Genomic DNA, 22519 nt, shown 5'->3' with positions numbered 1-22519 from the left:
CCCGACGCGGGCGGTCGTGAAGGTATGGCAACCGTGGCAGACCGCGTCGGCATCCCGCCCGAACGACTCTGGGGGGGCACCGTCGCCACCCTGCTGACCCTCCTCGTCGTCGGGTCGCTCGCGCTCCCCCGACTCGTCTACGACCGCTTCGTCTGGCAGTACTTCTGGGGGCCCGTCGAGGCAGACGCGAACTCCGCCGTCTGTGCAGTCCGCGGTGGCGGCGTGACGGAGTACCTGACGAGCAGTAGCGCCTGTGCGTCCGCACAGGGAGTCGTCGCGTATCCGGGCTACACGCTCGTCTCCGAGGTCGGCTACGTCGTGATCCTCCTGATCGCACTGACCGGCGTCGTCTTCCTCCTCCGGAGACTGGACATCGGCGAGTCGAAGGACTTCTTCTACGCGCTGTTCCCGTTCATGTTCTTCGGCGGCGCGCTCCGGGTCGTCGAGGACGCCAACGACACCGGCGGGGCCGACGCCCTGCTGTCGTACCCGTGGAACACGCTCATCATCAGCCCCGTCATCTACTTCACCGTCTTCGGGATCACCCTCCTCGCGGTCGTCGGCAGTGTCCTGCTCGAACGCCGGGGCGCGGTCGACCGCTTCGAGGTCCCGCTACTCGGGTCGGGAGTGTTCGTCCTGATGGTCACGCTCGGCTACCTCGGGTCGCTGGCGATCTCCGGCACCAACGACGTCGTCTTCCGACCGATCGTCCTCGTCGTGACGCTGGTGCTGGCGACCGGGACCGCCGGCGTGACGTGGTGGCTGATCCGGCGCTACAAGCCGGAGATCAACCGTGGGACGGGCACGGTCGGCGCGGTCATCATCTGGGGGCACGCGGTCGACGGCGCGGCGAACGTCGTCGGTCTCGACTGGATGCCCGCACTCGGTGCCGGGCCGAACCTCGTCCCCAAGCACCCGGTGAACCAGGCCATCGTCGACCTCACGGGGTCGGTGCTCCCGGCGTCGATACTGGCGGTGACCGGCGACGCGTGGCCGTTCCTGCTCGTGAAACTCGTCGCCGCGACGCTGGTCGTCTGGGTGTTCGACGAACAGATCTTCGAGGAGAGTCCCCGGTACACGATTCTCCTGCTGATCGCGGTACTGGCGGTCGGTCTCGGACCCGGCACTCGCGACATGCTGCGGGCGACCTTCGGCGTCTGAGGCGACGAACGCCCGAGACTCCCGTCGCCGACCTACGCCAGCGACTCCTGTGGCGGTTCGGCGTCGAGCACCGAGAGATCGAGTTTCGTGCCCGCCCGGTCGAAGACGGCCAGCGAGTCGAGTTCCCACGGCGGCACCGCCACGAGGACGACGCCAGCGAGGTCGTCACGTTCGGTGACCTCGAGTTTTCCTTGCGGGTGGGAGATGAACCGGGCGCGACCGCGACCGGCGGGCGTGCCGAGGTCCATCCCGAACACCGCCCGGACGGACTTGCCCGCGTCCGGGAGATAGAAGTGTGTCAGTATCGGCGTCTCCGGGTCGAGACCGAGGTCGGTCTCGAACTCGCCGGCCGGCGTCGACGCGAGAACGACGTTGGTCTGCTCGGGTTCCGCCGACTCGGCCATGTCGAGGAGCGCATCGACCAGTCCGCGCGTGACGTACACCACGACGCCTGCTACGGGTGCCGGACGCATAACGGCGTTGCTCCCCCGCGCTAGCGTCGCTGCCGTGACGACGGTGTGGGACGATTGTTACCACTTGTCTCTCGACGATATCCGACAACGATCAGCATGGTTGAGAATTCGTACCAACATGTTAGATAAAGTATCAAAAAATTTATGATATTTCGGCAGAGAGTACAGCACGTCATGTCAGAGAGCGCAATCGCGGCGTACATCGCTGAGAACCCGAAGAAAGCCGGTGTCCTGTTCACCATCCTGTTGCTGCTGACGCAGGCGAGTAACGCGTCGGCAGGATTCGTCACCGCTGTCGGTGGCCCCTAACTCGGCCGTCGTCGGTCCGTCACGTCGCCAGCGAGAGTCGAGTCGGAACGAGGTCGTCGCCCGGAGCGTATCGACCACGACTACCACTGTCTGTCGGTCACGCCCGATCGGTCAGAGGTCGACCTCACTGCTCCACGTGAGCCGACCGTCGAGTTTGATCGGGAGTTCCTCCAACGAGAGCGTCTCCCGGAGTTCCGACCGCGTGACGGTGAACGGTCCCTGTGTCCCCAGTCCGAGGTAGTGCTGCGCCTCACTCCGCAGACTCGGCTGGATCAGACTCCCGATTCCCTTGTCACCGTTGGGGAAGGACGTGATCTCGACGTCGTACTCGGGACCGTCGCCGTCGATCCGAACGAGAATCGGGAGTCCACCCTCCGGTTGCACCACGTCGACGTTCCCGTCGCCGACGACGATGTACTGGCCGCCGACGATCGACTCGCCCTTGGCGATGGTCAGCGCCGCCCGGAGCGGGAACCCCTGGTTCAGCAGGCGGACCATCGTCCGGCCCACCCGGACCGCGCCGCTGTTGATCACCTCGGCGAGGGTGACGACGCCGCCGACCGCGCCGCCGTCGAGCAGCGCCATCCCCTGCTCGTAGGAGCGACAGGCGTTCAGCATGAACGCGTCCACGCCGACCGTCTCGATCTCGCGGGCGTCGAGTCGCCCGTCGGCACACTGGAAGCCGGCCTCGTCGATGTGACCGATGTAGTGGAGGAAGTCGCCGTCGGTCTCGATCACCGCGCGAAGTGCGTCGACCGAGAGGTTGCGGTAGGTCTGCACGTCGAACGGGAGGTTGTCCCGCGATCCGTACACCTGCTCTGCGAGGTCGCCCTCCTCGTCCATCGCCGCGTCGTTGCAGACGACCGTGATGTCGATGTCACCGCCGGAGGGCTCGCGGTCCAGCCGGTTCTGGAACGCCTGTATCGACGACTTGCTCGCGCCGAAGGGCGCGTTCTCGCCGGCCCACGACTGCTCGATCGAGTCGGTCTGTTCCGGCTGGACCAGCGGCGGCGACCCCAGCGACTCCTCGCTCGCACTCCGGGTGAAGCCGTCGCGCGTGAACGCCGACAGCGCCTCCAACTGCGCGGTCGACTCGGCGGTCGACCGCTCGGAGGGCAGTCGGATCACGGCGAGGTCGGTCACGAGGAAGGGGAGCAGTTCGGCGTTGTCCGGGGTCGGTGCGACGTGGGTCGTCAGCTTCCACTCGGGCACCTGTTCGGCGACGACCCCGTACGGCACGTCCAGATACGCCTCGATCTGCTCGGCCAGCGGCGCGTCGTACAGCGCCGCGAAGTCCAGATCGACCGCCTCGGCGATCGCCCGTCGCTCGTGGAGGTCGACCGTGTAGTAGCCCTCGGTTCGGGTACAGCAGTCCAGGAGAAACAGCTGTTTCAGCGTCCGCGCGACGGTCTCCTCGAACCCGTACGTGCCCGACAGCGCGTGTGTGAATCCGTGGTCGGTGACGAGTCGCGGCGTCGGTCCCGGTTCGACCGACGCGCCGAGGTAGTACGCCAGCGAGGCGACCGGGTAGACGTACCGCAGGTTCGGCGGCACCTCGATGGTGACACCCGTGTCGGGCGAGTCGAGCGTCTCCGGAATCGACAGTTCCTCGCCGACTTCGATCGCCGGCGGGTGGCCCCGGAGCGTCGGGTACGACCGCTCGACGCTCGTCGTCTTCAGCGCCGACCCGAACGTCGAGAGCGCGGCCATCACGTCGCGGGGGTCCTCGGTGACGGTGACGGTCGCCTCGGGCCGTTCGTGGCGGGAACGCGCTCCGAAGTCGATCCGCTCACTGCCGGTCTCGATCTCGATCCCGTCGGCCCCGGCCGTCACCGACAGCGTTCCCTCGACGCGCAGGTAGCACTTGATCGGCGGGCAGAGCTCTATCGTGTACCGCCCGGCCGGCAGTTCGATCTCCGAGCAGAAGTCGATCTCGGCGAGCATCTCGCCGTCGGCACCGCGGACGTACGTCCCGACGACGGTCGGCACGCGGAGTCGGTCCGTGTCGAGGCGAACCGCCTCGTCGACCGGAAAGTAGAACTCGTCGGTCGGTACGGAACTCGGCGAGACGTCGCTCGGCGTCTCGACGCTGAACTGCCGGCGTTCGACGCTGTCGACGACCGTCACGCCGGGGCCGCCGTCCAGCCGCTCGAAGGAGATCGTCACCGGACACCCCCACGTGCGTCGACTGTCTGCCGGCCGAGACCCGTCAACATATCTTACTGCTTTTCACCGTGTCAGCAAAAACGTACCGCCACGGTACGGTTGTCGAGACAGTCTCCGTTCGTCCGCGTTGACACGACCTCTGTCAGCCCGTCAGCGCCATCTTCAGCGTCTTTCCGTACAGCGCAGGTGTTCGCTTCCGGGAGTTCCGGAGCGCATCCCGCAGGGCGTCGCCGGCGTCCTCGAAGACGCCCGCACCGTGCCCGACGAGGATGCGGTCGGGGTCGAGTCCGCCGAGGGCCTTCGTCGGCGGGAACAGTCGCAACATCGGGTGGACGCCCAGTCGCTCCTCGCCCGTCAGGAAGTAGTCGCAGGTGCCGACCGACTCGGGGACGAGGAGCGTCCCGGTCTCCTCGCTGTAGAGGGCGACCTCCTGCCACGGCGGGATCGAGGTGTCGCGGACCCGGATCGCCCGGTAGCCGGTGTCGGCGAGTTCCCGGCCGAACCGTTCGACGGGCGCGTCAAGGTCCTCGGCGACCCCCGACATCCAGTTCGGGACGTACACCGGCACGTCGTGGCGGGTCGCGACCTCGGCGCAGTCACGGAGGTGACGGTCGAGACCGACGACGACGCCCGCGACCTCGCCGTACTCGGCCAGCAGGTCGTCGACACCGGGGGCGTCGACCGGATCGACGACCCAGACCTCGCCGTCGACGGCGAGTGCGTGGCTGGCGCGTTGCATCGTCTCGTCGGGGTACGCGAGCCAACCGACGCCCCCCTCGAACCGGTCGATCACGCGCAGTTCGGCCTCGTCGCCGCCTTTCATCGGCATACAGAGAGGGTGGGACGCAGTGTCCATAAGTAGTCTCGTTTCCATCGACAGTTTTGGGTCTCGGGCACGAACCGCCGCCATGCTCACCGGTCTCTCACACCTCGCGCTCGAAGTCAAACACCTCAACCGGGCACGGGAGTTCTACGCCGACCGACTCGGACTCTCCCCGACCCACGAGTCCGCGTCCGAGATCGGGGTTCGCGTCGGCGAGACGACCCTCCGACTCCGGCGACCGACCGCCGTTCCGCGTGGCGGTCTCCACGTCCACTACGCCTTCACGACGCCCGAGTCGGCGTACGACGACTGGCTTGCGCGTCTCGCCGATCTCGCGCCCGAAGAACACCAGTTCGGCAGCTACCGGTCGCTGTACGTGGACGATCCGGACGACCACTGCGTCGAGATCGGCGGGATCGGTGGCGTCGGCGACGACGAGGCGTCGGTTGCACCCGCCGACGCGGACGTCACCGACACACCGTCCGACGACACTCCACCGCTGACCGGCATCTTCGAGATCGTCCTGGAGGTCGCCGACCTGGCCGCCGCCGAGTCACGCTACACCGCACTCGGGTTCGAGGTCGTGGATCGGGGCGAGGATCGCAGGCGGGTGCGACTCCGGGGACCGTTCGACCTGGAGTTGTGGGAACCGCAACTCGGTCTCGCCGACGCGCGTGGCGGTGTCCACGTCGACCTCGGCCTGCGAACCGACGACCCCGAGTCGGCGGTGTCGGCACTCGGAGACAGCGTGGTGGCGCGGGAGTCGGTCGACGGCGGGGTTCGAGTACGAGAGACGGACGGCCACTGGCTGACGTTCCTCGCGGACTGAGCGTCGGAGTCGGGCAGGTTCGTCTCTCTGCGCGTGCCGACAGCTCAGTCGTCGGTCGGCGTGCGCCCGGCCATCGACCGTTCTTCGACGACGAACTGCCCCGAGGCGCGGGTCCGTCTGGCGATGGTGCCGACCCGGACGACGTACGCCGCGAGGAGCGCGAAGGGAGCCAGCGCGACGGTCGTCACCAGCGTCGCCACCGCGTGGAGGTCGCCGAAACTGTTCAGATGCAGGAGGACGAACGCGACCAGCGCGATGGTCGGCAACGAGACGAGGAGCAAGCCGTTCGAGAGGTCGGCGAACTCCCGGCCGAAGTAGAGCGTCTTGAAGTACTCGCGGGCGGTGGCGAAGTACTGGAGCAGATCGAGAATCGACTGGATGCGCGCCTCCGCCTCCTCGGGCAGGTCGTGCCCCGAGCGCAGTCGCCGGAGGTCGTTCGCCTGTCGGCTGTAGTCATAGTCCATCGTCGCCACGACCAACTCGAAGGTGCTGTCGGCGTCGTCCAGTGCGCTACTGACGACGCGTGTCTCCTCGGCGAGGTGGGTGACGTACGAGTCGACGCCCGACCGGAGCGCGGTTCGGGCGGCGGCGTCGCCGAGCGCGACCGACTCGTCGATGTCCTCGTCGATCAACTGCGCGCGGGCGAGGATACTCCCGGTCAGCAGGCGGAGGAAGCGAGCAGGTTCGGCGGGACTGATCGGCGTGTCGATCAGTGACTCGATGTCCCGGCGGAACTCACCCACGTCCCGGATGCGGTCGAACTGCCGGCCCAGTGGCGTCTGCTCCTGTGAGACGAACAGCGAGTTGATCGAGACGACGATAGAGACGAGCAGAAACGAGCCACTGAGCAGTGTCGTCAACAGCGGCCGGACCGCGTTCGGGCCGAAGGTGTCGGGACCGACCGGCACGAGGGCGTGGCCGACCGGTCCGAGTCCGACGAAGATGGCGAGGAGAATCACGGCGGTGACGTACCACCGGTCGCCGGTCAGCAGGAACCACCGCCGGACGCGAGCGACCAGGGTGCGTCGGCCGTGGCTGATGACGGGTGACTGATCGGTATCGGACGCGGTGGAATCGGTCGACGTGTCGGTGTTCTCCGAGGCGGACGAACCGGAAGTCGACGAGTCGGTGGGACTGTCGTCGTCGGACGAGTGACTCCGGTCCACTACAGGCGGTCGGTGTCGATGTCGATACCCGGCGGCGAGACGACGAGGAACTGACGGAAGTGCATCAGTTCGCCGCCCATGTCTTTGATGTCGCGGGCGAACCCGGCGGCGAGTTTGTTGAGGTCGCCCTGCACCGACAACACGAGCACGTTGCCCGATTTCACTTCGTCGATCCACTCCTCTGGATCGTCGGTCCCGTCGAGGACCCCGAGGACCACGTCCGCCGACAGGCCCTCCTCCTCGTCGAGGTGGGCCTCGGCGTTCCGCAGGTCGAGGTTGAAGTCGCTCATACTCGTGGCTCACGTGGCGACAGCAAAAAGCCTCTGCCATCGGCAGACGCACGGCTGACGATACGTACGCGTGATACCGTCTTCGTGTGAATCGCGGTGAACTACTCCCGGTGTGTCTCCGACTGTGATGGCTACTACACCGAGGACTGCGGCCGCGACAGATACGGCACCGCGACCGCAGACCGCGACACCGACCACACCGCGACCGCACCTGGGAGTACGCACGGAACCGCAGACCGCGACAGCACTGCACAGCGACCGCGACAGCACTGCACAGCGACCGCAACCACGACAGCACCGCGCTCCTCCCCAACCTCGGGTTCCGCTCGGCACCGCCCGGAACCCTCCCTCGCGCGCGTCGAAGTCGCGCGCGCCGGAACCGTCTGTGCCCTCGCCGATCGCTTCGGTCGCTCCGGTCACACCAGCCGACGCGTTCGGGTACGTTCAAATCCCTCCAGCCCCTCGAATCATGTATGAGCGCAGAGGCGATGGTCAGAGACTACTACGAGGCTCTCAGGCGCGGCGAACCACTCGCCCCGTACTTCGCCGAGCGCCCGGACGTGGTGAAGTTCGGCGTCGGCGAACGACTCGACGGCTACGACGAGATCGCCGAAGGCCTGCGGGAACAGAGTCGGGTCACCGACGACTGGACCGTCGAGAGCCACGACCTCAGGGTCACCGAGCGCGACGACTGGGGCTGGTTCTCGGACGAAGTCCGGATGTCGTGGACCCAGCGCGGCACCGACTACGACTTCGAGACGCGCTGGTCCGGCACCCTCGAACGCAGGAGCGACGAGTGGCTGTTCGTCGGGATGCACGTCAGCGCCCCGGTCGAGACCGGAGGCGACGACTGATGGTCGGCCCGAGCATGAACGACGCCGAGCGTGCGACCGCGAGCAACCAACTGAAGGCCGGGTTCGTCGTCACGGTCGCGCTCTCGGGCACCTTCGTCGCCTTCTTCGTCGGCGGGAGCCTGCTCCAGATCGCCGTCGCCACCGTCGGCGCGGCGATTCTGGGGGCCGTCCTCCTCGTCTACCTCACCCGCCTCGGGAGCGAGTTCAACACCCCCCGAAATCGCTGAACCGCCCACTCGCCCACTCGCGGGCCCTGCGACGCAGACGCTCCAGCCCCGGTTTTCTGTCCACTCGTAGCCGTCAGGTCGCTTCGGTCGCCGAGGTGCTGTCTCCATCGCGGCCACTGTCGGGAGCGAGACCAGTCCGGCCGACCGGTGTGCTCGTCGGAAGGGTACTGGCACCGAGCACGCTCTCGTCACGGCCACGCCGGGTACGAGAGACACAACCACGGGGAACGCGACGAGACGTCGGCCGGTCCGGCCCGCAACTATATCACCGATCGGGCAGAACCCACGCCCGAGTCCCCGCGACTCGTGACACAATGGACGTAGACGAATTCGTCGAGACGAACGCACCGAAAGACGACCAGGACAGCTTCCAGTTAGAGAACGGCAAACTCCTCGACGTGAACGTCGACGGGACCGTGCTCGCCAAGGCCGGGTCGATGGTCGCCTTCGACGGCGACCTCTCCTTCGCCGGCAAGAGCAACGCCGAGGGCGGTCTGACGGGCTACATCAAGTCGAAGGCCACCAGCGAAGGGACCCCGGTCATGGAGGTGAGTGGACAGGGGAGCGTCTACCTCGCCGACCAGGGCAAGGAGATCCAACTGCTCTCGCTCGACGCCGACGAGTCCATCTCGGTCAACGGTAACGACGTGCTGGCCTTCGAGGAGCAGGTCGACTACGAGATCGGTACGATCGGAAGCCTCGGCGGTGCCTCCGCGGCCGGCCTGACGAACGTCTTCCTCTCGGGGCCGGGCACCGTGGCGATCACCACCCACGGCGAACCACTGGTCCTGAAGCCGCCGGTCCGCACCGACCCCAACGCGACCGTCGCGTGGAGCGCCGACTGCTCGCCGAGCATCGAGCGCAACCGGAGCCTGAGCGACCTCGTCGGCCAGTCCTCGGACGAACGCTACCAGATGGCCTTCGACGAGGGCGGCTTCGTCGTCGTCCAGCCCTTCGAGGAGATCCAGCAGGTCTGAGAACGCCGACCACTCGCAGAGGTCGACCGACTCGGCCTACTCGCAGAAGTCGAGCGTCCGCTCGATCACGCGCGCCTCGTCGTGCATGAACGAGTGGTCCTCGCCTTCGAACACGAGCAGTTCACCCCTCGGCAGGTGCTCGGTCACCTGCCGGGCAGTCTCGACCGACACCACCTGATCGTCCTCGCCCTGCAGGATACGAACCGGTACGTCGATGCCGGCCAACTCGTCGGCCCCGAGCGACGGGAAGCTCTCGCCGTCCTCGAACGACACCGCCGGTGCCCACAGCACCATGCGCTCGACCGGCAGTGGGCCACAGCGGAGCGCCAGTCCCCCTCCGAAACTCTTGGCGACGAGTACGACGGACTCACAGCCCTGCGAGCGCAGCAAGTCGATGCCCGCCGCGATGTCCGCACGATGCTGTTCGGGTGTCTTCGCCTCCACCTCCTCGTGATCGGCCCACGTCTCGAAGCGCGCAACGGTGAAGCCACGCTCCGCGGCCGCGTCGGCGAAGGTGGCGAACACCGTCCCGAAGGGACCGTGGCCGGCGCCCGGCACCACGAGGATGCCGCGGTCCGACCCGCCGTCGGGCGTGTTCAGTCGGCCGCGGTACTCGCTGTCGCCGACCGTCAGGGTCACCGACTCGCCAGTCACCGGTTCCTGTGGCGGCGGCCCACCGTCCGCGTCGTCGTCACTGCTGTCTGTCACGGACCGGGTATCGAGCGACCGACTGAAAAGCGTTCCTCTGGTGTGAGACTTCGTCACGAGCGGAGAGGGACGACGGGCGGGCCCTCCGCGCAGACGCGCTCAGTCCCGACCGACGAGCAGGTAGCCGCCGGCACCGAGCACGCCGGTCAGCAGGGTGGCGACGACCCACGGCGTCGCGTCCACTTCGCGCGACTCGGCGTCGCGGTACACCCACCCGGCGAGGACCGCGTGTGCGACCGCCGTGATCGCGGCGAACGCGAGCGTCGTGGTCGAGACGAGCGGCGAGGTCATCAGTCGCCTGCGGCCTGCTTGTCGACCCCGGCGGCTTCGATGTCCTCGCCGCCCACCGACGAGCGAAGCGCGTCCATCCCGTCGTCGCGTTCGACGCCGAAGTTCTGCTGGTACAGTTCTTCGACACGGGCGACCTCCTCCTCGGAGAGTGCGGGCGTGTCCGGCGCGGCGGCCCACTCGTCGATGTCGTCGGTGGTCCGGAACGTCGGCGTCACGGAGGCGACCGCGTCGTGGCTCAGGAGCCACTGGATCGACGCCTGCCCCATCGTGCGCTCGCCGTCGCGTTCGAGGAAGCGCAGCGCCTCCAGTTTCTCCCAGCCGGCCTCGTACCACGCGGTCGGTCGGTGGGCACGGTGGTCGCCCTTGCCGAGTTCGGTGTCGGGGGTCACCTGCTCGTTCAGCAGGCCCGAGGAGTGCGGCACGCGGGCGATGACCGACGTGTCCGAGTCGGTCGCCTCGATGGTCTCCAGGAAGTGCCGACCGGGGGTCTGCTCGAAGACGTTGAAGACGGTCTGGACCGCGTCGAAAACCTCCAGTTCGACCGCACGGTCGCCCTCAGCGAGCCACCCGATGGAGGGACCGAGCGCCCAGCCGATCGCCTCGACCGTGCCAGCTTCCTTCAGTTCCTCCAGCTTCTCGACCACGTCGGGCGTCACCTCGTCGACGTTCGCGTTGTGGAGTTGCAGGAACTCGACGTGATCCGTGTCGAGTCGGTCCAGACTGCGCTCGACGGCGGTGTCGATCCACTCCGGGTCGACGCGCTTCGGGAGTTCGCCGTGGCCGGCCTGCGGGTTGTTGTAGAAGTCGTAGCCGATCTTCGTCGCCAGCGTGACCTCCTCGCGCCGGTCGGCGATGGCCCGCCCGATCAGTTCCTCGCTGTCGCCGTGGCCGTACACGTCGCCGGTGTCGATGTAGCTGACACCGCGATCCAGCGCGTGCTGGACCATCTCGACGGCCTGCTCCTCTGTGCGGTCGCCCCACCAGTCGGTGCCGACGACCCACGCACCGAAGCCGACTTCGGACACCTCGACACCGGACGACCCGAGTTCTCGGTAGTTCATGTGCCCGTCTTAGGGTGGCGCGCACTTATCGGGTACGGTTGCTCGGTGGGCGGGTCGTGCGAGGTGGCGACGCGAGCGCCGACTCGCGCGCCGCGTCCGACAACTCTTAGTCCGCCCTGCGTCTCGTGGGAACGATGGACGAAGGTTCGGTTCGCGTCGCGTTTCTCTGTGGCGACGATCTCTCTGCCGACGAACAGGCGGCCCGCGACTGGTGTACCTCGGCGTTCGACGCCGACTCGCTCCGACTCGGTGACGTCGCCGACGCGAGTCGACTCGCCGCGTTCGACGCCTGCTGGTGGCACCGTGACCGACCGCTGGGTACGGACGACGCCGACGTGCTCCCGGCGGGCGCCGCCGACACGCTCGACACGTTCGTCGCCGACGGCGGCGGCCTCCTGCTGTCGGGGCACGCGCTGTCGGCGGTGGACAGACTCGGTATCGACACGGTCCCGCCGGACGCGACCGGCACCGACGAACTGCCGAACGGCGGCGGCTTCCTCGCCAAGCGACTCCACGCCGATCACCCGGTCTTCGAGTCGTTCCCGGACCTGCCGGTGTACACCCGGCCCTCGGGGAGCCAGCAGGCCTACGCCCGGTACGAGCACGTCCTGCCGAGCGAGGGGCAGGTGCTCGCGTCGGCGGTGCGCGGGGCCGACTACGAGGTCGCCCGGAAGTCGCTGATCGAGTGGCACCACGGCGCGGGCCACGTCCTCGGTGCCGGCTCCGAACTCCGCTTTCACGACGAGTTCGCGCCGGACTACGAGGTGGCGACGACACAGGAGCGGTTCGTCCGCAACGCCCTGACCCTGCTCGCCGGCGACCGCTACCCGGCGTTCTCGGATCGCCCCGGTGTCGCCGGGCCGCCTGCTGACGACGATGCTGGCGGGGCGACGACGGGGTTCACCGCGATGCGCGAGCGACTCGCCGACGACCACCACCGACCCGGCTACCACCTCGCCGGCCCGGCCGGGTGGCTCAACGACCCGAACGGGCTGATCCAGTGGAACGGGCGCTACCACGTCTTCTACCAGTACAACCCGGCCGGCCCGTTCCACGGGACGATCCACTGGGGCCACGCCGTCTCCGACGACCTGGTCCACTGGGAAGATCGACCCGTCGCGCTCGCACCCGATCCAGATGGTCCGGACCGGGACGGCTGTTGGTCCGGGTGTGCCGTGGACGACGACGGGACGCCGACGATTCTCTACACCGGCGGCAGAGAGCGAGCACAGTTGCCCTGTCTCGCCGTCTCGCCCGACGAGACGCTGGACCGCTGGCAGAAGGACCCCGCGAACCCGGTCATCGAGTCGGCCCCGACCGACCTCGACGTGCTCTCGACCGAGGACTGGTCGGCGGAGTTCCGCGACCACTGCGTCTGGCGCGACCGGGACACCTGGTACCACGTCATCGGCTCCGGCGTGACCGACGTGGGTGGCACGGCCCTGCTCTACCGGGGCGAGACGCTCGACGAGTGGGAGTACGTCGGCCCCCTGCTGACCGGCGACTGGGAGGGGAGCGGCGCGGTCTGGGAGTGTCCCGAACTCCTCCGGTTCGGCGACTACGACCTGCTCCACGTCTCGAACTACGAGGACGTGGTGTACTTCGTCGGATCCGCCGACCTCGTCTCGCCGGGCTTCCGGGTCGAGTCACACGACAAGCTGGACTACGGCGACTTCTACGCCCCACAGTCGCTAGAGACCGACGACGGCCGGACCCTGCTGTTCGGCTGGCTCCCTGAAGCCCGGTCCACGAAAGCGCAGTGGGAGGCCGGCTGGTCCGGCTGTCTCTCCCTGCCGCGCGAACTGGACGTGACCGACGAGGGCCGACTCCGCCAGCGACCGGCCCGAGAGCTAACCGCGCTTCGCGGCGACCAGGTCGTCGGCGACGACGACTCGGCCGGCGAGACGCTGACACTCTCGGCCGGCGAGCACCGCCGACTCCCACTCGCGGGGAACCGCTACGAACTCGCCGGGGAGTTCGACCTCGAACCCGGGGCGACACTGACGCTCTCACTGTTCGAGTCCCCCGCCGGCACCGAGCACACCCGGCTTCGGTACGACGGCGAGGCGGTGGTCGTCGACAGAACCGACTCGACGAACGGCCTCGGGCGAGATGGCGACGCGAGAGCCGCGGGCGCGACGACCGACGAACAGCGACTCCCGGTCGGCGACGGGACGCTGTCGCTTCGGCTGTTCGCCGACGGTTCGATCGTCGAACTGTTCGCCGACGAAGCGCGGTGTCTCACGAGTCGCGTCTACCCGACCCGCGAGGACGCCGAGGGTGTCAGTCTCCGCGCGACCGGCGGGGACGTGACGATCAGTGATCTGCGGGCGTGGCACCTCGACGGGACGGTCCCGGCCGGAGAGTGAGGCGAGCAGGCGCTCCGTGAGCGTGACCGTGAGCGTGAGCGTGACTCAGTAGCCGCGACCCGTGCCGTCCTGCTCGCGCCGCAGACGCTCGATGCGTTCGTCGTCGGTCTCCGGCAGGGCTTCGTCGGCGGTCGGCAGGTGGCCGTGGTCGAGGGTGCCGACGATGCGAGTCCGGTCGCCGTCGAGTCGCAGTCTGAGAGTCGGTGCGAGCGTCCCGCCGAAGCGCCGGCGCTGTTCGGACTCCGGGAGGTACGCCACGTCGTCCAGGGAGGGGCGGTCGAACTCGGTGTAGTTGACAAAGGAGGTGACGAGCACCTCCTCGCGGTGGCCGTAGGCGAGCCACGAGTAGGCCTGAAACGGCGCGTTCGCTGGGTTCGTGGCGACCAGTCCCGAGTCGTTCAGCGGTCGGTAGTCGCCCCGCAGGGAGTCGGCGACGAAGCCGTACAGCGCGTCGAACCCCTCCAGACCCGGCGCGAAGGTGTGCATGTGGCTGGAGACGAACAGGTAGTAGCGGCCGTCGCGGACGACGACGTGCGGGCGTTCGAGTTCCTGGTTGACGCAGACGCCGTCGAGCAACGGTGGGCGGAGTTCGAAGTCGGTCGGGTCGCCGGTCGGGGAGTGGGCGATACCGACCGAGCCGTTGAACTCCTGCTGGGCCGCGTCGCCGCCACAGAGCGACGACCCCTCTGGAACCGGCGTGTTCGCCTCGAACAGCAGGTACGTCTCGCCGGTCGCGGGGTCCTCGAAGAACCACGGGTCCCGGAAGGTGTAGATCATCCCGCGGGACTGCCCCTCGCGTTCGTACCACTCGCCGTCCGGTCGGAGCAGCGACCGGTGGTCGAAGGTGCCCTCGACGCGGACGCCGTCGTCGTCCGCGTGGAGACGGCCACCCTCGGCGAGGACGATGTGCTGGGTGTACGAGAGGTCGGTCTCGTCGCGTTCGCCGGCGGCGGTGTAGTAGCAGTAGAGGTCGCCGTCGTCGTACAGCGCACTGCCGGCCCACTGCCGGGACCCGAGCGCGGTCGATTCGGGGAAGACGCGCCCGCCGAGGTGCCAGTCGCGACCGTCGCGGGAGTAGTAGAACCGGAGAGTGGCGGTGTCGTGGCGCTTGCCGGGGAGGAGGTCGGAGTCGGCCGTCAGTGCGACGACGACACGGTACCCGTCGACGTCGGCGATGGAGCCGTCACGTTCGCGGACGAGCCACGTGTCCCAGATGTGGTGATCGGGGTCGAGGTTCTCCGCCGGCGGGTAGACGATCGGCGCGGTCGTCTCGTCGGTGCGCTCGATCAGGCCCGCTTGCTCGCGCGTCCAGCGCGGCGTCTCGTGTGGATCGCCACCGTCTGGGGCGACGCTGTCGAGTCGCCGTCGGTGTCGTCGGTGCATACCCCACGACTGTCGGTCGAAGGCAAAGACCTCACGTTTCGCCGGCGGGATCGACTGACAGACAGGCCGGCGGTGGACCGACGACCGCGTCGGAGGGCGCACGGACCGCGAGTCCGCTCGGGTGGTCGAGTCGTACGGTCCGGCGTCGGGTTCGCACAACAGAATTCATTTCAACGACGCCAGCCAAGGAAGGACAATGACCAAGCGACACGTCTCTCTCCCCGCCGAGGCGGAGGAAGGAGTACAGGCGTTCATCGACGAGGTGGACGAACGACTCTCCTCGGAGGAGGACACCTGCGACGTGGTGCAGGACGTTCTCGTCGATCTCTACGGGGACCGGGAGGCGTACGAGCGCTGGCAGAAGGGGAAACCCGTCTCGGCCGCGACGCGCGTCCGACTGCAGGGGTACGACCCCTGCAACGCCACGCTGGAGTCGGAGTACTACGCCGAGAAGGACGAACTCCGGTTCAAGCAGTCGAAGTACCTCCAGTGGCTCTGGCGGCAGTTCGACGCCACGCCGATGGCCGACAACATCGAGTTCGCGCTTCGCTTCCGCCAGATGCTCGCCAACCACCTGTTCAAGGAGTGCGGGGACAACTGTCGCTTCTTCAAGGGGATCAGCTTCACCTACGGCCACAACATCTCGCTGGGCGACAACGTTGTCGTCCACGACGACGTGCACCTCGACGACCGGGGGAAACTGACCATCGGCGACCGGGTGTCCATCTCCGACAGCGCGCACGTCTACTCACACGACCACGACATCGTGGACCAGACGCAGGTGACGAACTACCACACGATCATCGACGACGACGCGCGGGTCACCTTCGACACGATGATCCGGGCTGGCTGCCGGGTCGGCAAGAACGCCGTCGTCGGCGCGAAGGCGTCCGTACAGGGCGACGTCCCGGACCACCACATCGCGGTCGGGTCGCCGGCCAAGAGTATCAAGGTCAAGCCGGGGTGGGAGTCGGTGGCCGAACCGCTGGAGGCCGGCGGCGAGAACCGGAGCGCAGAGCGCGTGGTGGAGTACGAGTTGCCCGACGACTTCGACCAGTTCGACGAGTTCCAGCGCGATCTGACGCCACCGGACCCCGAGTAACCCCACTCACCGCGGACGGTGCCGTGGCTCGCGGGGCCCGTGCCGTCGTCTACTGCGACCCGACGCGGGACCCACGGGACAGTCCGCGACGGCACCGACTCGTGTGCGTGTCGCTCGGGACGTGCCGAGTCCAGAGTCGTCTGAGACAGGGGTCGTCTTCACGGACACGAGATGGTTGTGCCCGAATTCGACAATACTATTCGTCAGTGGAGTCGATCCTCTGGTATGCTCCTCCTCCAGTTGCTCGGAGCCAACCCGCTGGGTAGTCTCGTGCTGGCACTCGTGGTCCCGTTCGTCGTCGTCGTCCTCGGAACGTACGTGGGCGCGCTCATGGCACTCCAGTCGTTCTTCGGTGAGTCCTCCTGGCAGGACGTCGCACCCGCCGAAGAGTGAGACGTTCGGCCGCCGTCCCGCCGACGGACGCCGCTCTGTCGGCGTCGCAGTAGCCGGTCGGTCGGCGTCGCAGTAGCCGCTCTGTCGGTCACTCCCAGCACTCGACCACCGTGCCGCTCGACCACGGGTCGGGCCGGAGGACGGACTCGTCGGCCAGTCGCCCGGTCTCCTCGGCACGGACCAGCACTCGGTCGTCGAGGTAGTAGGTCGCGTAGGTCGTCGCGGAGTCGGCGTGGATCACTGCTGTCGTATCCGGGTCGTCGTCCGAGTACTCGTAGTAGTACTGGTAGCGCACGCGGACGACCGCCGACCCCTCCCGCGAGTCGAAGACACGCGTGCTGCCGAGTGGGACACCGGCGGTCGTCAACTCCTCGCCGTACCCCTCGGCGAGGCTGTTCCGACGGTAGGCGCGTTCGTACTCGGTCAGGTAGGTCTCGACTGCGGATTCGTCGGCCACCGAGTCCGGTCGTTCCGGGTAGCGCGAGGCGTCGGTCGGCGTCTCCGCGTCGCCGATCGGCGACACCGGCGGCCGGGACGCCGTCGCGCAGTCCACCTCGGGCCGGCCGCGCGGCGTCGACCCCGTGGGCTGTTCGTCGGTCTGTGACTCCTCGGGCGACCCGTCGTCGGCAGGCGAGTCGTCACCGGTCGCCGGATCGTCGCCCGGCGTCCCCGCGAGACAACCGGCGAGTGCGACCGGGAGGGCCGCACCGACCGCCGAGAGGACGGATCTGCGCGTGTGTGGAGGGCGCATAGTTCGACGCTCGCCCGTCGCCGGTAAGTGTCTTGTCCGTCCGAACCACGCTCCCGTTCACCGGGCGGGGCCGTGCCGGTGCCGTGGCACCTATACCGGTGCCGGCCTAACCACGGTTCGTGGCAACCCCGTTCGAGGTACTCGGTGTCGACCCGGACGCCGACGACGGTGAGATCGTGGACGCGTACCGCCAGCGTGTGAAGGAGTCACACCCCGATCACGGCGGCTCCGCCGAGGAGTTCCAGCGCGTCCAGGACGCCTACGCCCGGATTCAAGCCGGCGACGTGGACGACGAACTCGAAGTCGCCGAAGCGGCGGGCGACAGGAGTGACGGGTCGGGCGAAAGCGCCGAGAGCGACGGCAGTGACAGCGCCGACGGGAGCGAGTCCGACCCGGAGGACGCGGACGCCGAGCAGACCGGCGCACGCGTCGAGTATCTCGACTATCAGGCGATCGTCGACCTGGGGTGGAGTCTGGACGACGAGGACCTCTTCGAGAAGGCGAGCGAGACCGACCTGGACCCGGTCGATTACGGTCGGTTCGTCGTCGAGGAGGGTGAGACACTGCTGGAGGCCGCCGAGGCGCGGGGCTTCGCCTGGCCCTACGCCTGCCGGGGCGGAGCCTGCTCGAACTGCGCGGTCGCGGTCGTCGAGGGGGAGATGCCCGACCAGCGCGGGCACATCCTCCCACGGGAGATGCTGGATCGCGGCTTCCGGCTCTCCTGTCTCGACGGGCCGGTCTCCGACGACCTCCGGGTCGTCTTCAACGTGAAACACCTGCCCGACCTGGACGAACTCCGACTCCCGACCGGGCGGTTCGGACAGGCGTCACCCACGGACTGAGGAGGGAGTCGCCGCGATGTCCCCCGCCCACCAGTATCTGTCGAGGATACTACGTTAAGCTCTCTCGCGTCGTCTCGGACGTGATGACACGAACACAGATACTCTCGATAGCACTGGCGCTACTGCTCGTGCTCGCGGGCTGTACCGGCGCGGACGTACCGACCGACGCGACACCCACTGGGGGTGGATCCGGCGGCGGTGGCGGCTCCGGCGGGGCCGGCGACTCCGGTGCGGACGACGAGTTCGACGTGGCGGACCCCGAGACCATCCTGCGTGAGGCGGGCAGTTTCACGAGCACGTGGACCTTCACCGTGACGGAGGTAGACGGTGAGACCACCACGATGTCGAACAGCTACCGGGTGGACGTCGCGGGCAACCGAACCAGCGAGGTCCTCTCGGTGGAGGGTGCGTCGGCGACGAGCTACGAGCGCTTCGTCGCGGACGGGACGAGCTACACCCGGTTCGGCGAGGACGAGGAGGTCTTCTACCAGGTGACGCCCTTCGCGGGTGATCCGATCGACGTCGCCCTCTCGCGCGGTGCGGCCTTCGCCTACGACGACCTCTCGGACGCCGAGATGGTCGGCACCGAGACCTTCGACGGCGTCTCCGTCACGCGCTACGAGTACCGCGATCCGCTGCTCTGGCGGCAGTACGGCACCTCGGCGTTCGGCGGCGAGGAGAACGTGACCGTCACCGACTTCGTGCTGATGAGCCTCGTGGACGAGGACGGACTGGCACGCTCGACCGGGTGGACGCTGGTCGGCGAGACCGAGTCGGGTGAGGAAGTGCGCGCCGAGTGGCGCTTCGAGTTGACCGACGTCGGCTCGACGACGGTCCCCGACCCGGACTGGCTCGAGGAGGCGGAGAGTCGCTCCGAGACAGCAGTCGGGTACTAGGTCTTTTGCGTCGGATCTTGCGGGGATGCTTCAGGGAGGTGAGCTGGCGACGACTCTGTCGAATACGTCGTGGAGAGCGTCGTCTAATTTGTCGTGGAGAACTTGGTCGAATACGTCGTGCGAAACGAGAGGTGAAAGTCCCACCCGGATGTGCGACCGATCGTGTCGCTACTGGTGGTCACCCAGCGTGACGCTCGCGGGTCGGAATCCGGCACTCGCAGTAGCTCCCCACACCTCCCCGACTGCTGACGACCGAACTGCGGGCAGGTCACTCGCTGTCGCTCGGACACTGCCCGGTCTCGGTCGTCACCAGATCGCGTCCGCCCGGATTCCCGGTCGTCGGCGAGTGGTTGGGTGACGAGCGTGGCGTGAGCGTTTCGCCAAGTTTCGGCGCGCGCGGTTCCTCGCGCGCGAGGGAGGCGGGGGTGGGCGGTGCGGAGAACCCCCGCCGAGGCTGGGGAGGACGAGGTGCGGTGCTGTCTGCGGTGGCGGTGCGGTGGCGGTGCTGTCGCAGTTGCGGTCGCGGTGCTGTCGCAGTTGCGGTCGCGGTGCTGTGCTGTCGCGGATGCGGTCGAGTATTCCGGTTGCACCGGATCGAGTAGCGGTGCAGTCGCGGTCACTGTTGCTGTCGCGGTCGCGGTCTGCGGTGCCGGTGCTGTCGTGGTTGCGGTCTGTGGTGTGGTCGCGGATGCGGTCTACGGTGCAGTGTCGGTCGTGAGCGTGGTCTGCGAGCCTAGGACCACCACAGTAACAGCGAACACACAGCCACCCACCAAGACCAAGACCAAGACCAAGACCAAGACCAAGACCACGACCTCAGTGCAGGTCGGAATCGGTTTGTCACTCCCGACCCACCACACGCTGTGGACAGCCGCCACCCACTCGTCGCGTTTCTCGCCGGCCTCCTCGCACGCGCTGGCATCATCGAGGAGTCCCGACTCAGAGAGACCACCGCGCTCGCGTGGCCCCGCGTGGTCACCGGCTTCGCCATCATGTCGAAGCGCACCGTCGACCTCGCGGTCGTCGGCATCGCGGTCGGTCCCACCGCAGTCGCCGGCGTCACCCTCGCCAACGCCTACTGGGCGGTCGGGAAGTTCGCCTTCATCGGCCTGGCGGGCGGGACCATCTCGCTCGTCTCGCAGAACTACGGCGGCGGCGACGACGACCGGGCACGACAGGCCGTCGAAGCCAGTATCCTCGTCACCCTCCTGCTCGCGGTGCCGGTCGCGCTCCTCTACGCACTCGAAGCCGACACGCTCGTCTCGCTGTTCGGTCTCGGCCGCGACTCTCTCGGCGGCGAGACGCTCGGCTACGGGGCGGTCTACCTCGCAGTGATCGCCCCCGGTCTCGTCTTCGAGGCGCTGAACCTCGTCGCCTCCAGGACGTACGCCGGGGTCGGCGACACCCGCACCCCGATGGCGATGCGCGTCTCCGGGGCCCTCCTGAACATTCTCCTCTCTGGCGTCCTAGTCCTCGGTCTCGGCTACGGCGTGGCCGGCGCGGCGGTCGGCACCACCGTCTCCACGGTGATCGTCGCCTGCGTCTTCGCGTGGGGGATGACCGGGCGTTCGTATCTCGGCCGGGGCGCGAGTCCGCTCCCGCTCCGCTTCGCTGGCCTGCCGGATCTCGCACTCGTCCGGCAACTCGTCCGGATCGGCGGGCCACTCGTCGCGCGCCGGGTCGCACAGGCGGGTGTCGTCTTCCCACTGCTCGCCATCGCGGCCGTCTTCGGTCCGGTCGCGGTCGCCGCCGTGGGGGTCGCCAGACAGGTGCGTGGCCTGCTGGACAGTTTCGGCTGGGGGTTCTCCATCGCGTCCTCGACGCTCGTCGGGCAGGCACTCGGCGACGGGGCGGAGACCGACGCCGCGACCTACGGCTGGGAGATCACGAAACTCTCTGCGGTCGTCTACGTCCTCGCCGGCGTCGCGGTCGTGGCGGTCGCAGAACCGGTCGCCGGCGTCTTCGTCGATCCGGCCGACGTCCCACTGACCGCCGCGTTCGTCGCGGTCGCCGCGCTCAGCGTGATCCCGCTGGGCATCGACGGTTCCGTGACGGGCACCTTACGCGGGGCGGGCGACACGACGATCCCGTTTCTCGCCACCCTCGCGGGGCTGTATCTCGTCGCGCTCCCGGTCGCGTGGGCCGGGACCGTGACCGCACTCGGCGTCGTCGGCCTCCAACTCGCACTGCTCGCGGAGACGACCGTCCCGGCACTCGTGACGCTCGCGCGCTTCCGGAGCGGCGCGTGGCAGGCGAGGAGCAGGGCGTTCCGCCCGGACGCGGGCGCGACCGAGACGGACTAGTCCGAAGGCTCGTCGTCCCGAACGAGTTCGAGTGCTCGTCGTCCCGAACTAGTCCGAAGGCTCGTCGTCCACGAGACTGGGGTGTGTCGGCTGGTCCGACGGATGTGGTTCGGCGAGTCGGTCCCGCAGTAGCGTGCGCGACTCGGCGTCTCGCGCCTCGCGTTCGGTCGCGTCGATCTCCTCACAACCCGGCGGCACGTCCCGGCCGCGGTCCGTGAAGTAGCCGTCAGGGGCGACCCAGTCGTGGTAGAAGGGTCGCTCGTCGTCTTCCAGTAGCGTCACCGCGACCTCCGCGCCGTGGCCGGCGCTCACGGCCGCCTGGTGCGGCTTGCCGGCGAGTCGTCCGGCGGCGTACAGTCCCGGCACGCCGGTCCGACCGCGTTCGTCGGTGGCGACGAACGTCTTGCCGCGATCCACGAGTTCGACGCCGTCGACCCCCGTGAGGTACTCGACCGTGTTCTTCGTCGCGGCGACGACGTACCGCGACTCGTACCGGTCGCCGTCTGCGGTCTCGACGGTGAAACGGGGGCGGTCCGGTTCGTGGTCCCGCTGGCGCAGGCGGGTGACTGTCGCCTCGACGCGCCGACACCCGGCACGCTCGGCTTGCTCGGAGAGTAAGTCGAGAAACAGGCGCGCGTCGATCCCGGCGGGGAAGCCGGGGACGTTCTCCAGGTGAGCGTTCCGGCGGAGGATCGACCCGCCGGCGTCGAGGACGAGGGTGTCGAGGTCGGCCCGCGCGGTGAACGTCGCCGCCGACAACCCGGCGACGCCGCCACCGACTACTACCACGTCGGCCGTCGTCTGATCGGTCTCCATGTGTTTTAGGCGGGCCTAAACAGATAAAGCAGGTTCGGTCCCGCGACGGACTCGGTGGGGAGACCGACCGGTAGACACGTGCGACGTCGGAGGATCGGATCACCTGAGGAGAAATCGGGGGAACCGTGGGCACGATAGCACCCCGATTGCATCCGTGGGCAACGACTGCACAGAGAGATACAGTGCGGACCAAGATATACTTACTGGTTCTTTTGCGGTTTTCAGGGGATAGAAGCCCTGTGACGCGCGAATTCTGTTTCGAGATTCTCGAAATTACTTTCGAGATTAACGCTCTCGCACCAGGAATATTCTGCCCCGCCCCGACAGTT

23 protein-coding genes are annotated in these 22519 nt (G+C 68.1%); 12 read left to right on the top strand and 11 right to left on the bottom strand.

The window, feature by feature from the left end; all coding sequences use genetic code 11:
• Window positions 1-24 precede the first annotated feature (24 nt).
• Entirely contained in the window at window positions 25-1161 is a 1137-nt protein-coding gene (locus LI337_RS19030; RefSeq protein ID WP_227231514.1) for a DUF63 family protein, read from the top strand.
• A 32-nt stretch (window positions 1162-1193) separates the two neighbouring features.
• On the opposite strand, the gene LI337_RS19025 is transcribed toward LI337_RS19030, so the two are convergent.
• Window positions 1194-1634 (bottom strand): JAB/MPN domain protein-containing protein, encoded by a 441-nt coding sequence (locus tag LI337_RS19025; RefSeq protein WP_227231513.1) that lies wholly within the window; start codon window positions 1632-1634, stop codon window positions 1194-1196.
• A 174-nt stretch (window positions 1635-1808) separates the two neighbouring features.
• On the opposite strand from LI337_RS19025, the gene LI337_RS20040 reads away from it, so the two are divergent.
• Window positions 1809-1943, top strand: coding sequence for a DUF7503 family protein (locus LI337_RS20040; RefSeq protein ID WP_264475161.1), 135 nt, complete (start codon window positions 1809-1811; stop codon window positions 1941-1943).
• A gap of 111 nt (window positions 1944-2054) precedes the next feature.
• On the opposite strand, the gene LI337_RS19020 is transcribed toward LI337_RS20040, so the two are convergent.
• Entirely contained in the window at window positions 2055-4109 is a 2055-nt protein-coding gene (locus LI337_RS19020) for a CHAT domain-containing protein (RefSeq protein WP_227231512.1), read from the bottom strand.
• Window positions 4110-4251: 142 nt separating this feature from the next.
• Window positions 4252-4932: a hypothetical protein gene (locus tag LI337_RS19015; RefSeq protein WP_227231583.1), complete on the bottom strand. Its 681-nt coding sequence runs from the start codon at window positions 4930-4932 to the stop codon at window positions 4252-4254.
• An 85-nt stretch (window positions 4933-5017) separates the two neighbouring features.
• Between LI337_RS19015 and LI337_RS19010 the strand changes: the two genes are divergently transcribed.
• A complete protein-coding gene (locus LI337_RS19010) occupies window positions 5018-5761 on the top strand; it encodes a VOC family protein (protein WP_227231511.1) in 744 nt (247 codons plus the stop codon).
• A 44-nt stretch (window positions 5762-5805) separates the two neighbouring features.
• On the opposite strand, the gene LI337_RS19005 is transcribed toward LI337_RS19010, so the two are convergent.
• Window positions 5806-6927 (bottom strand): DUF7972 family membrane protein, encoded by a 1122-nt coding sequence (locus tag LI337_RS19005; protein ID WP_227231510.1) that lies wholly within the window; start codon window positions 6925-6927, stop codon window positions 5806-5808.
• On the bottom strand, window positions 6927-7217 hold the full coding sequence (locus LI337_RS19000) for a DUF5779 family protein (RefSeq protein ID WP_227231509.1): 291 nt from the start codon (window positions 7215-7217) through the stop codon (window positions 6927-6929). Before LI337_RS19000 ends, LI337_RS19005 begins: the two co-directional genes overlap by 1 nt.
• A gap of 473 nt (window positions 7218-7690) precedes the next feature.
• Between LI337_RS19000 and LI337_RS18995 the strand changes: the two genes are divergently transcribed.
• The 3 genes from LI337_RS18995 to LI337_RS18985 all read left to right on the top strand — a co-directional run bounded on the left by LI337_RS18995 (window position 7691) and on the right by LI337_RS18985 (window position 9275).
• Window positions 7691-8071 carry a YybH family protein gene (locus LI337_RS18995; RefSeq protein ID WP_227231508.1) on the top strand — a complete coding sequence of 127 codons (381 nt, stop codon included), beginning with the start codon at window positions 7691-7693 and terminating at the stop codon, window positions 8069-8071.
• The gene (locus tag LI337_RS18990) at window positions 8071-8298 is read left to right on the top strand and encodes a hypothetical protein (protein WP_227231507.1); all 228 of its coding nucleotides are present in this window, start codon (window positions 8071-8073) and stop codon (window positions 8296-8298) included. Before LI337_RS18995 ends, LI337_RS18990 begins: the two co-directional genes overlap by 1 nt.
• A gap of 314 nt (window positions 8299-8612) precedes the next feature.
• A complete protein-coding gene (locus LI337_RS18985) occupies window positions 8613-9275 on the top strand; it encodes an AIM24 family protein (protein ID WP_227231506.1) in 663 nt (220 codons plus the stop codon).
• Between the two features lie 36 nt (window positions 9276-9311).
• On the opposite strand, the gene LI337_RS18980 is transcribed toward LI337_RS18985, so the two are convergent.
• From LI337_RS18980 to LI337_RS18970, 3 genes are all read right to left on the bottom strand, one after another.
• Window positions 9312-9983, bottom strand: coding sequence for an alpha/beta hydrolase (locus LI337_RS18980; protein WP_227231505.1), 672 nt, complete (start codon window positions 9981-9983; stop codon window positions 9312-9314).
• A gap of 99 nt (window positions 9984-10082) precedes the next feature.
• Window positions 10083-10274: a hypothetical protein gene (locus tag LI337_RS18975; protein WP_227231504.1), complete on the bottom strand. Its 192-nt coding sequence runs from the start codon at window positions 10272-10274 to the stop codon at window positions 10083-10085.
• The gene (locus tag LI337_RS18970; RefSeq protein WP_227231503.1) at window positions 10274-11335 is read right to left on the bottom strand and encodes an aldo/keto reductase; all 1062 of its coding nucleotides are present in this window, start codon (window positions 11333-11335) and stop codon (window positions 10274-10276) included. Before LI337_RS18970 ends, LI337_RS18975 begins: the two co-directional genes overlap by 1 nt.
• 134 nt (window positions 11336-11469) lie before the next feature.
• On the opposite strand from LI337_RS18970, the gene LI337_RS18965 reads away from it, so the two are divergent.
• Window positions 11470-13704 (top strand): GH32 C-terminal domain-containing protein, encoded by a 2235-nt coding sequence (locus LI337_RS18965; protein ID WP_227231502.1) that lies wholly within the window; start codon window positions 11470-11472, stop codon window positions 13702-13704.
• A 45-nt stretch (window positions 13705-13749) separates the two neighbouring features.
• On the opposite strand, the gene LI337_RS18960 is transcribed toward LI337_RS18965, so the two are convergent.
• Window positions 13750-15087: a glycoside hydrolase family 68 protein gene (locus LI337_RS18960; protein WP_227231501.1), complete on the bottom strand. Its 1338-nt coding sequence runs from the start codon at window positions 15085-15087 to the stop codon at window positions 13750-13752.
• A 196-nt stretch (window positions 15088-15283) separates the two neighbouring features.
• Here LI337_RS18960 and LI337_RS18955 point away from each other — a divergent pair, with 196 nt between their 5' ends.
• Window positions 15284-16189, top strand: coding sequence for an acyltransferase (locus LI337_RS18955; protein WP_227231500.1), 906 nt, complete (start codon window positions 15284-15286; stop codon window positions 16187-16189).
• A 225-nt stretch (window positions 16190-16414) separates the two neighbouring features.
• The gene (locus tag LI337_RS18950; protein ID WP_227231499.1) at window positions 16415-16582 is read left to right on the top strand and encodes a hypothetical protein; all 168 of its coding nucleotides are present in this window, start codon (window positions 16415-16417) and stop codon (window positions 16580-16582) included.
• Between the two features lie 88 nt (window positions 16583-16670).
• On the opposite strand, the gene LI337_RS18945 is transcribed toward LI337_RS18950, so the two are convergent.
• The gene (locus LI337_RS18945) at window positions 16671-17333 is read right to left on the bottom strand and encodes a hypothetical protein (protein ID WP_227231498.1); all 663 of its coding nucleotides are present in this window, start codon (window positions 17331-17333) and stop codon (window positions 16671-16673) included.
• 119 nt (window positions 17334-17452) lie between these two features.
• Here LI337_RS18945 and fer point away from each other — a divergent pair, with 119 nt between their 5' ends.
• The 3 genes from fer to LI337_RS18930 all read left to right on the top strand — a co-directional run bounded on the left by fer (window position 17453) and on the right by LI337_RS18930 (window position 21374).
• Window positions 17453-18175, top strand: coding sequence for a ferredoxin Fer (gene fer, locus LI337_RS18940; protein WP_227231497.1), 723 nt, complete (start codon window positions 17453-17455; stop codon window positions 18173-18175).
• Between the two features lie 83 nt (window positions 18176-18258).
• Window positions 18259-19071 carry a DUF7537 family lipoprotein gene (locus LI337_RS18935; protein WP_227231496.1) on the top strand — a complete coding sequence of 271 codons (813 nt, stop codon included), beginning with the start codon at window positions 18259-18261 and terminating at the stop codon, window positions 19069-19071.
• Window positions 19072-19934: 863 nt separating this feature from the next.
• Window positions 19935-21374: an MATE family efflux transporter gene (locus LI337_RS18930; RefSeq protein WP_227231495.1), complete on the top strand. Its 1440-nt coding sequence runs from the start codon at window positions 19935-19937 to the stop codon at window positions 21372-21374.
• A gap of 48 nt (window positions 21375-21422) precedes the next feature.
• Here the strand turns inward: LI337_RS18930 and LI337_RS18925 are convergent, their stop codons facing one another.
• Entirely contained in the window at window positions 21423-22190 is a 768-nt protein-coding gene (locus LI337_RS18925; protein WP_227231494.1) for an FAD-dependent oxidoreductase, read from the bottom strand.
• Window positions 22191-22519: the final 329 nt, after the last annotated feature.

The organism is Salinirubrum litoreum, assembly GCF_020567425.1.
Classification (GTDB): Archaea; Halobacteriota; Halobacteria; order Halobacteriales; family Haloferacaceae; genus Salinirubrum; species Salinirubrum litoreum.
This window is presented reverse-complemented; position numbering and strand designations above follow the sequence as displayed.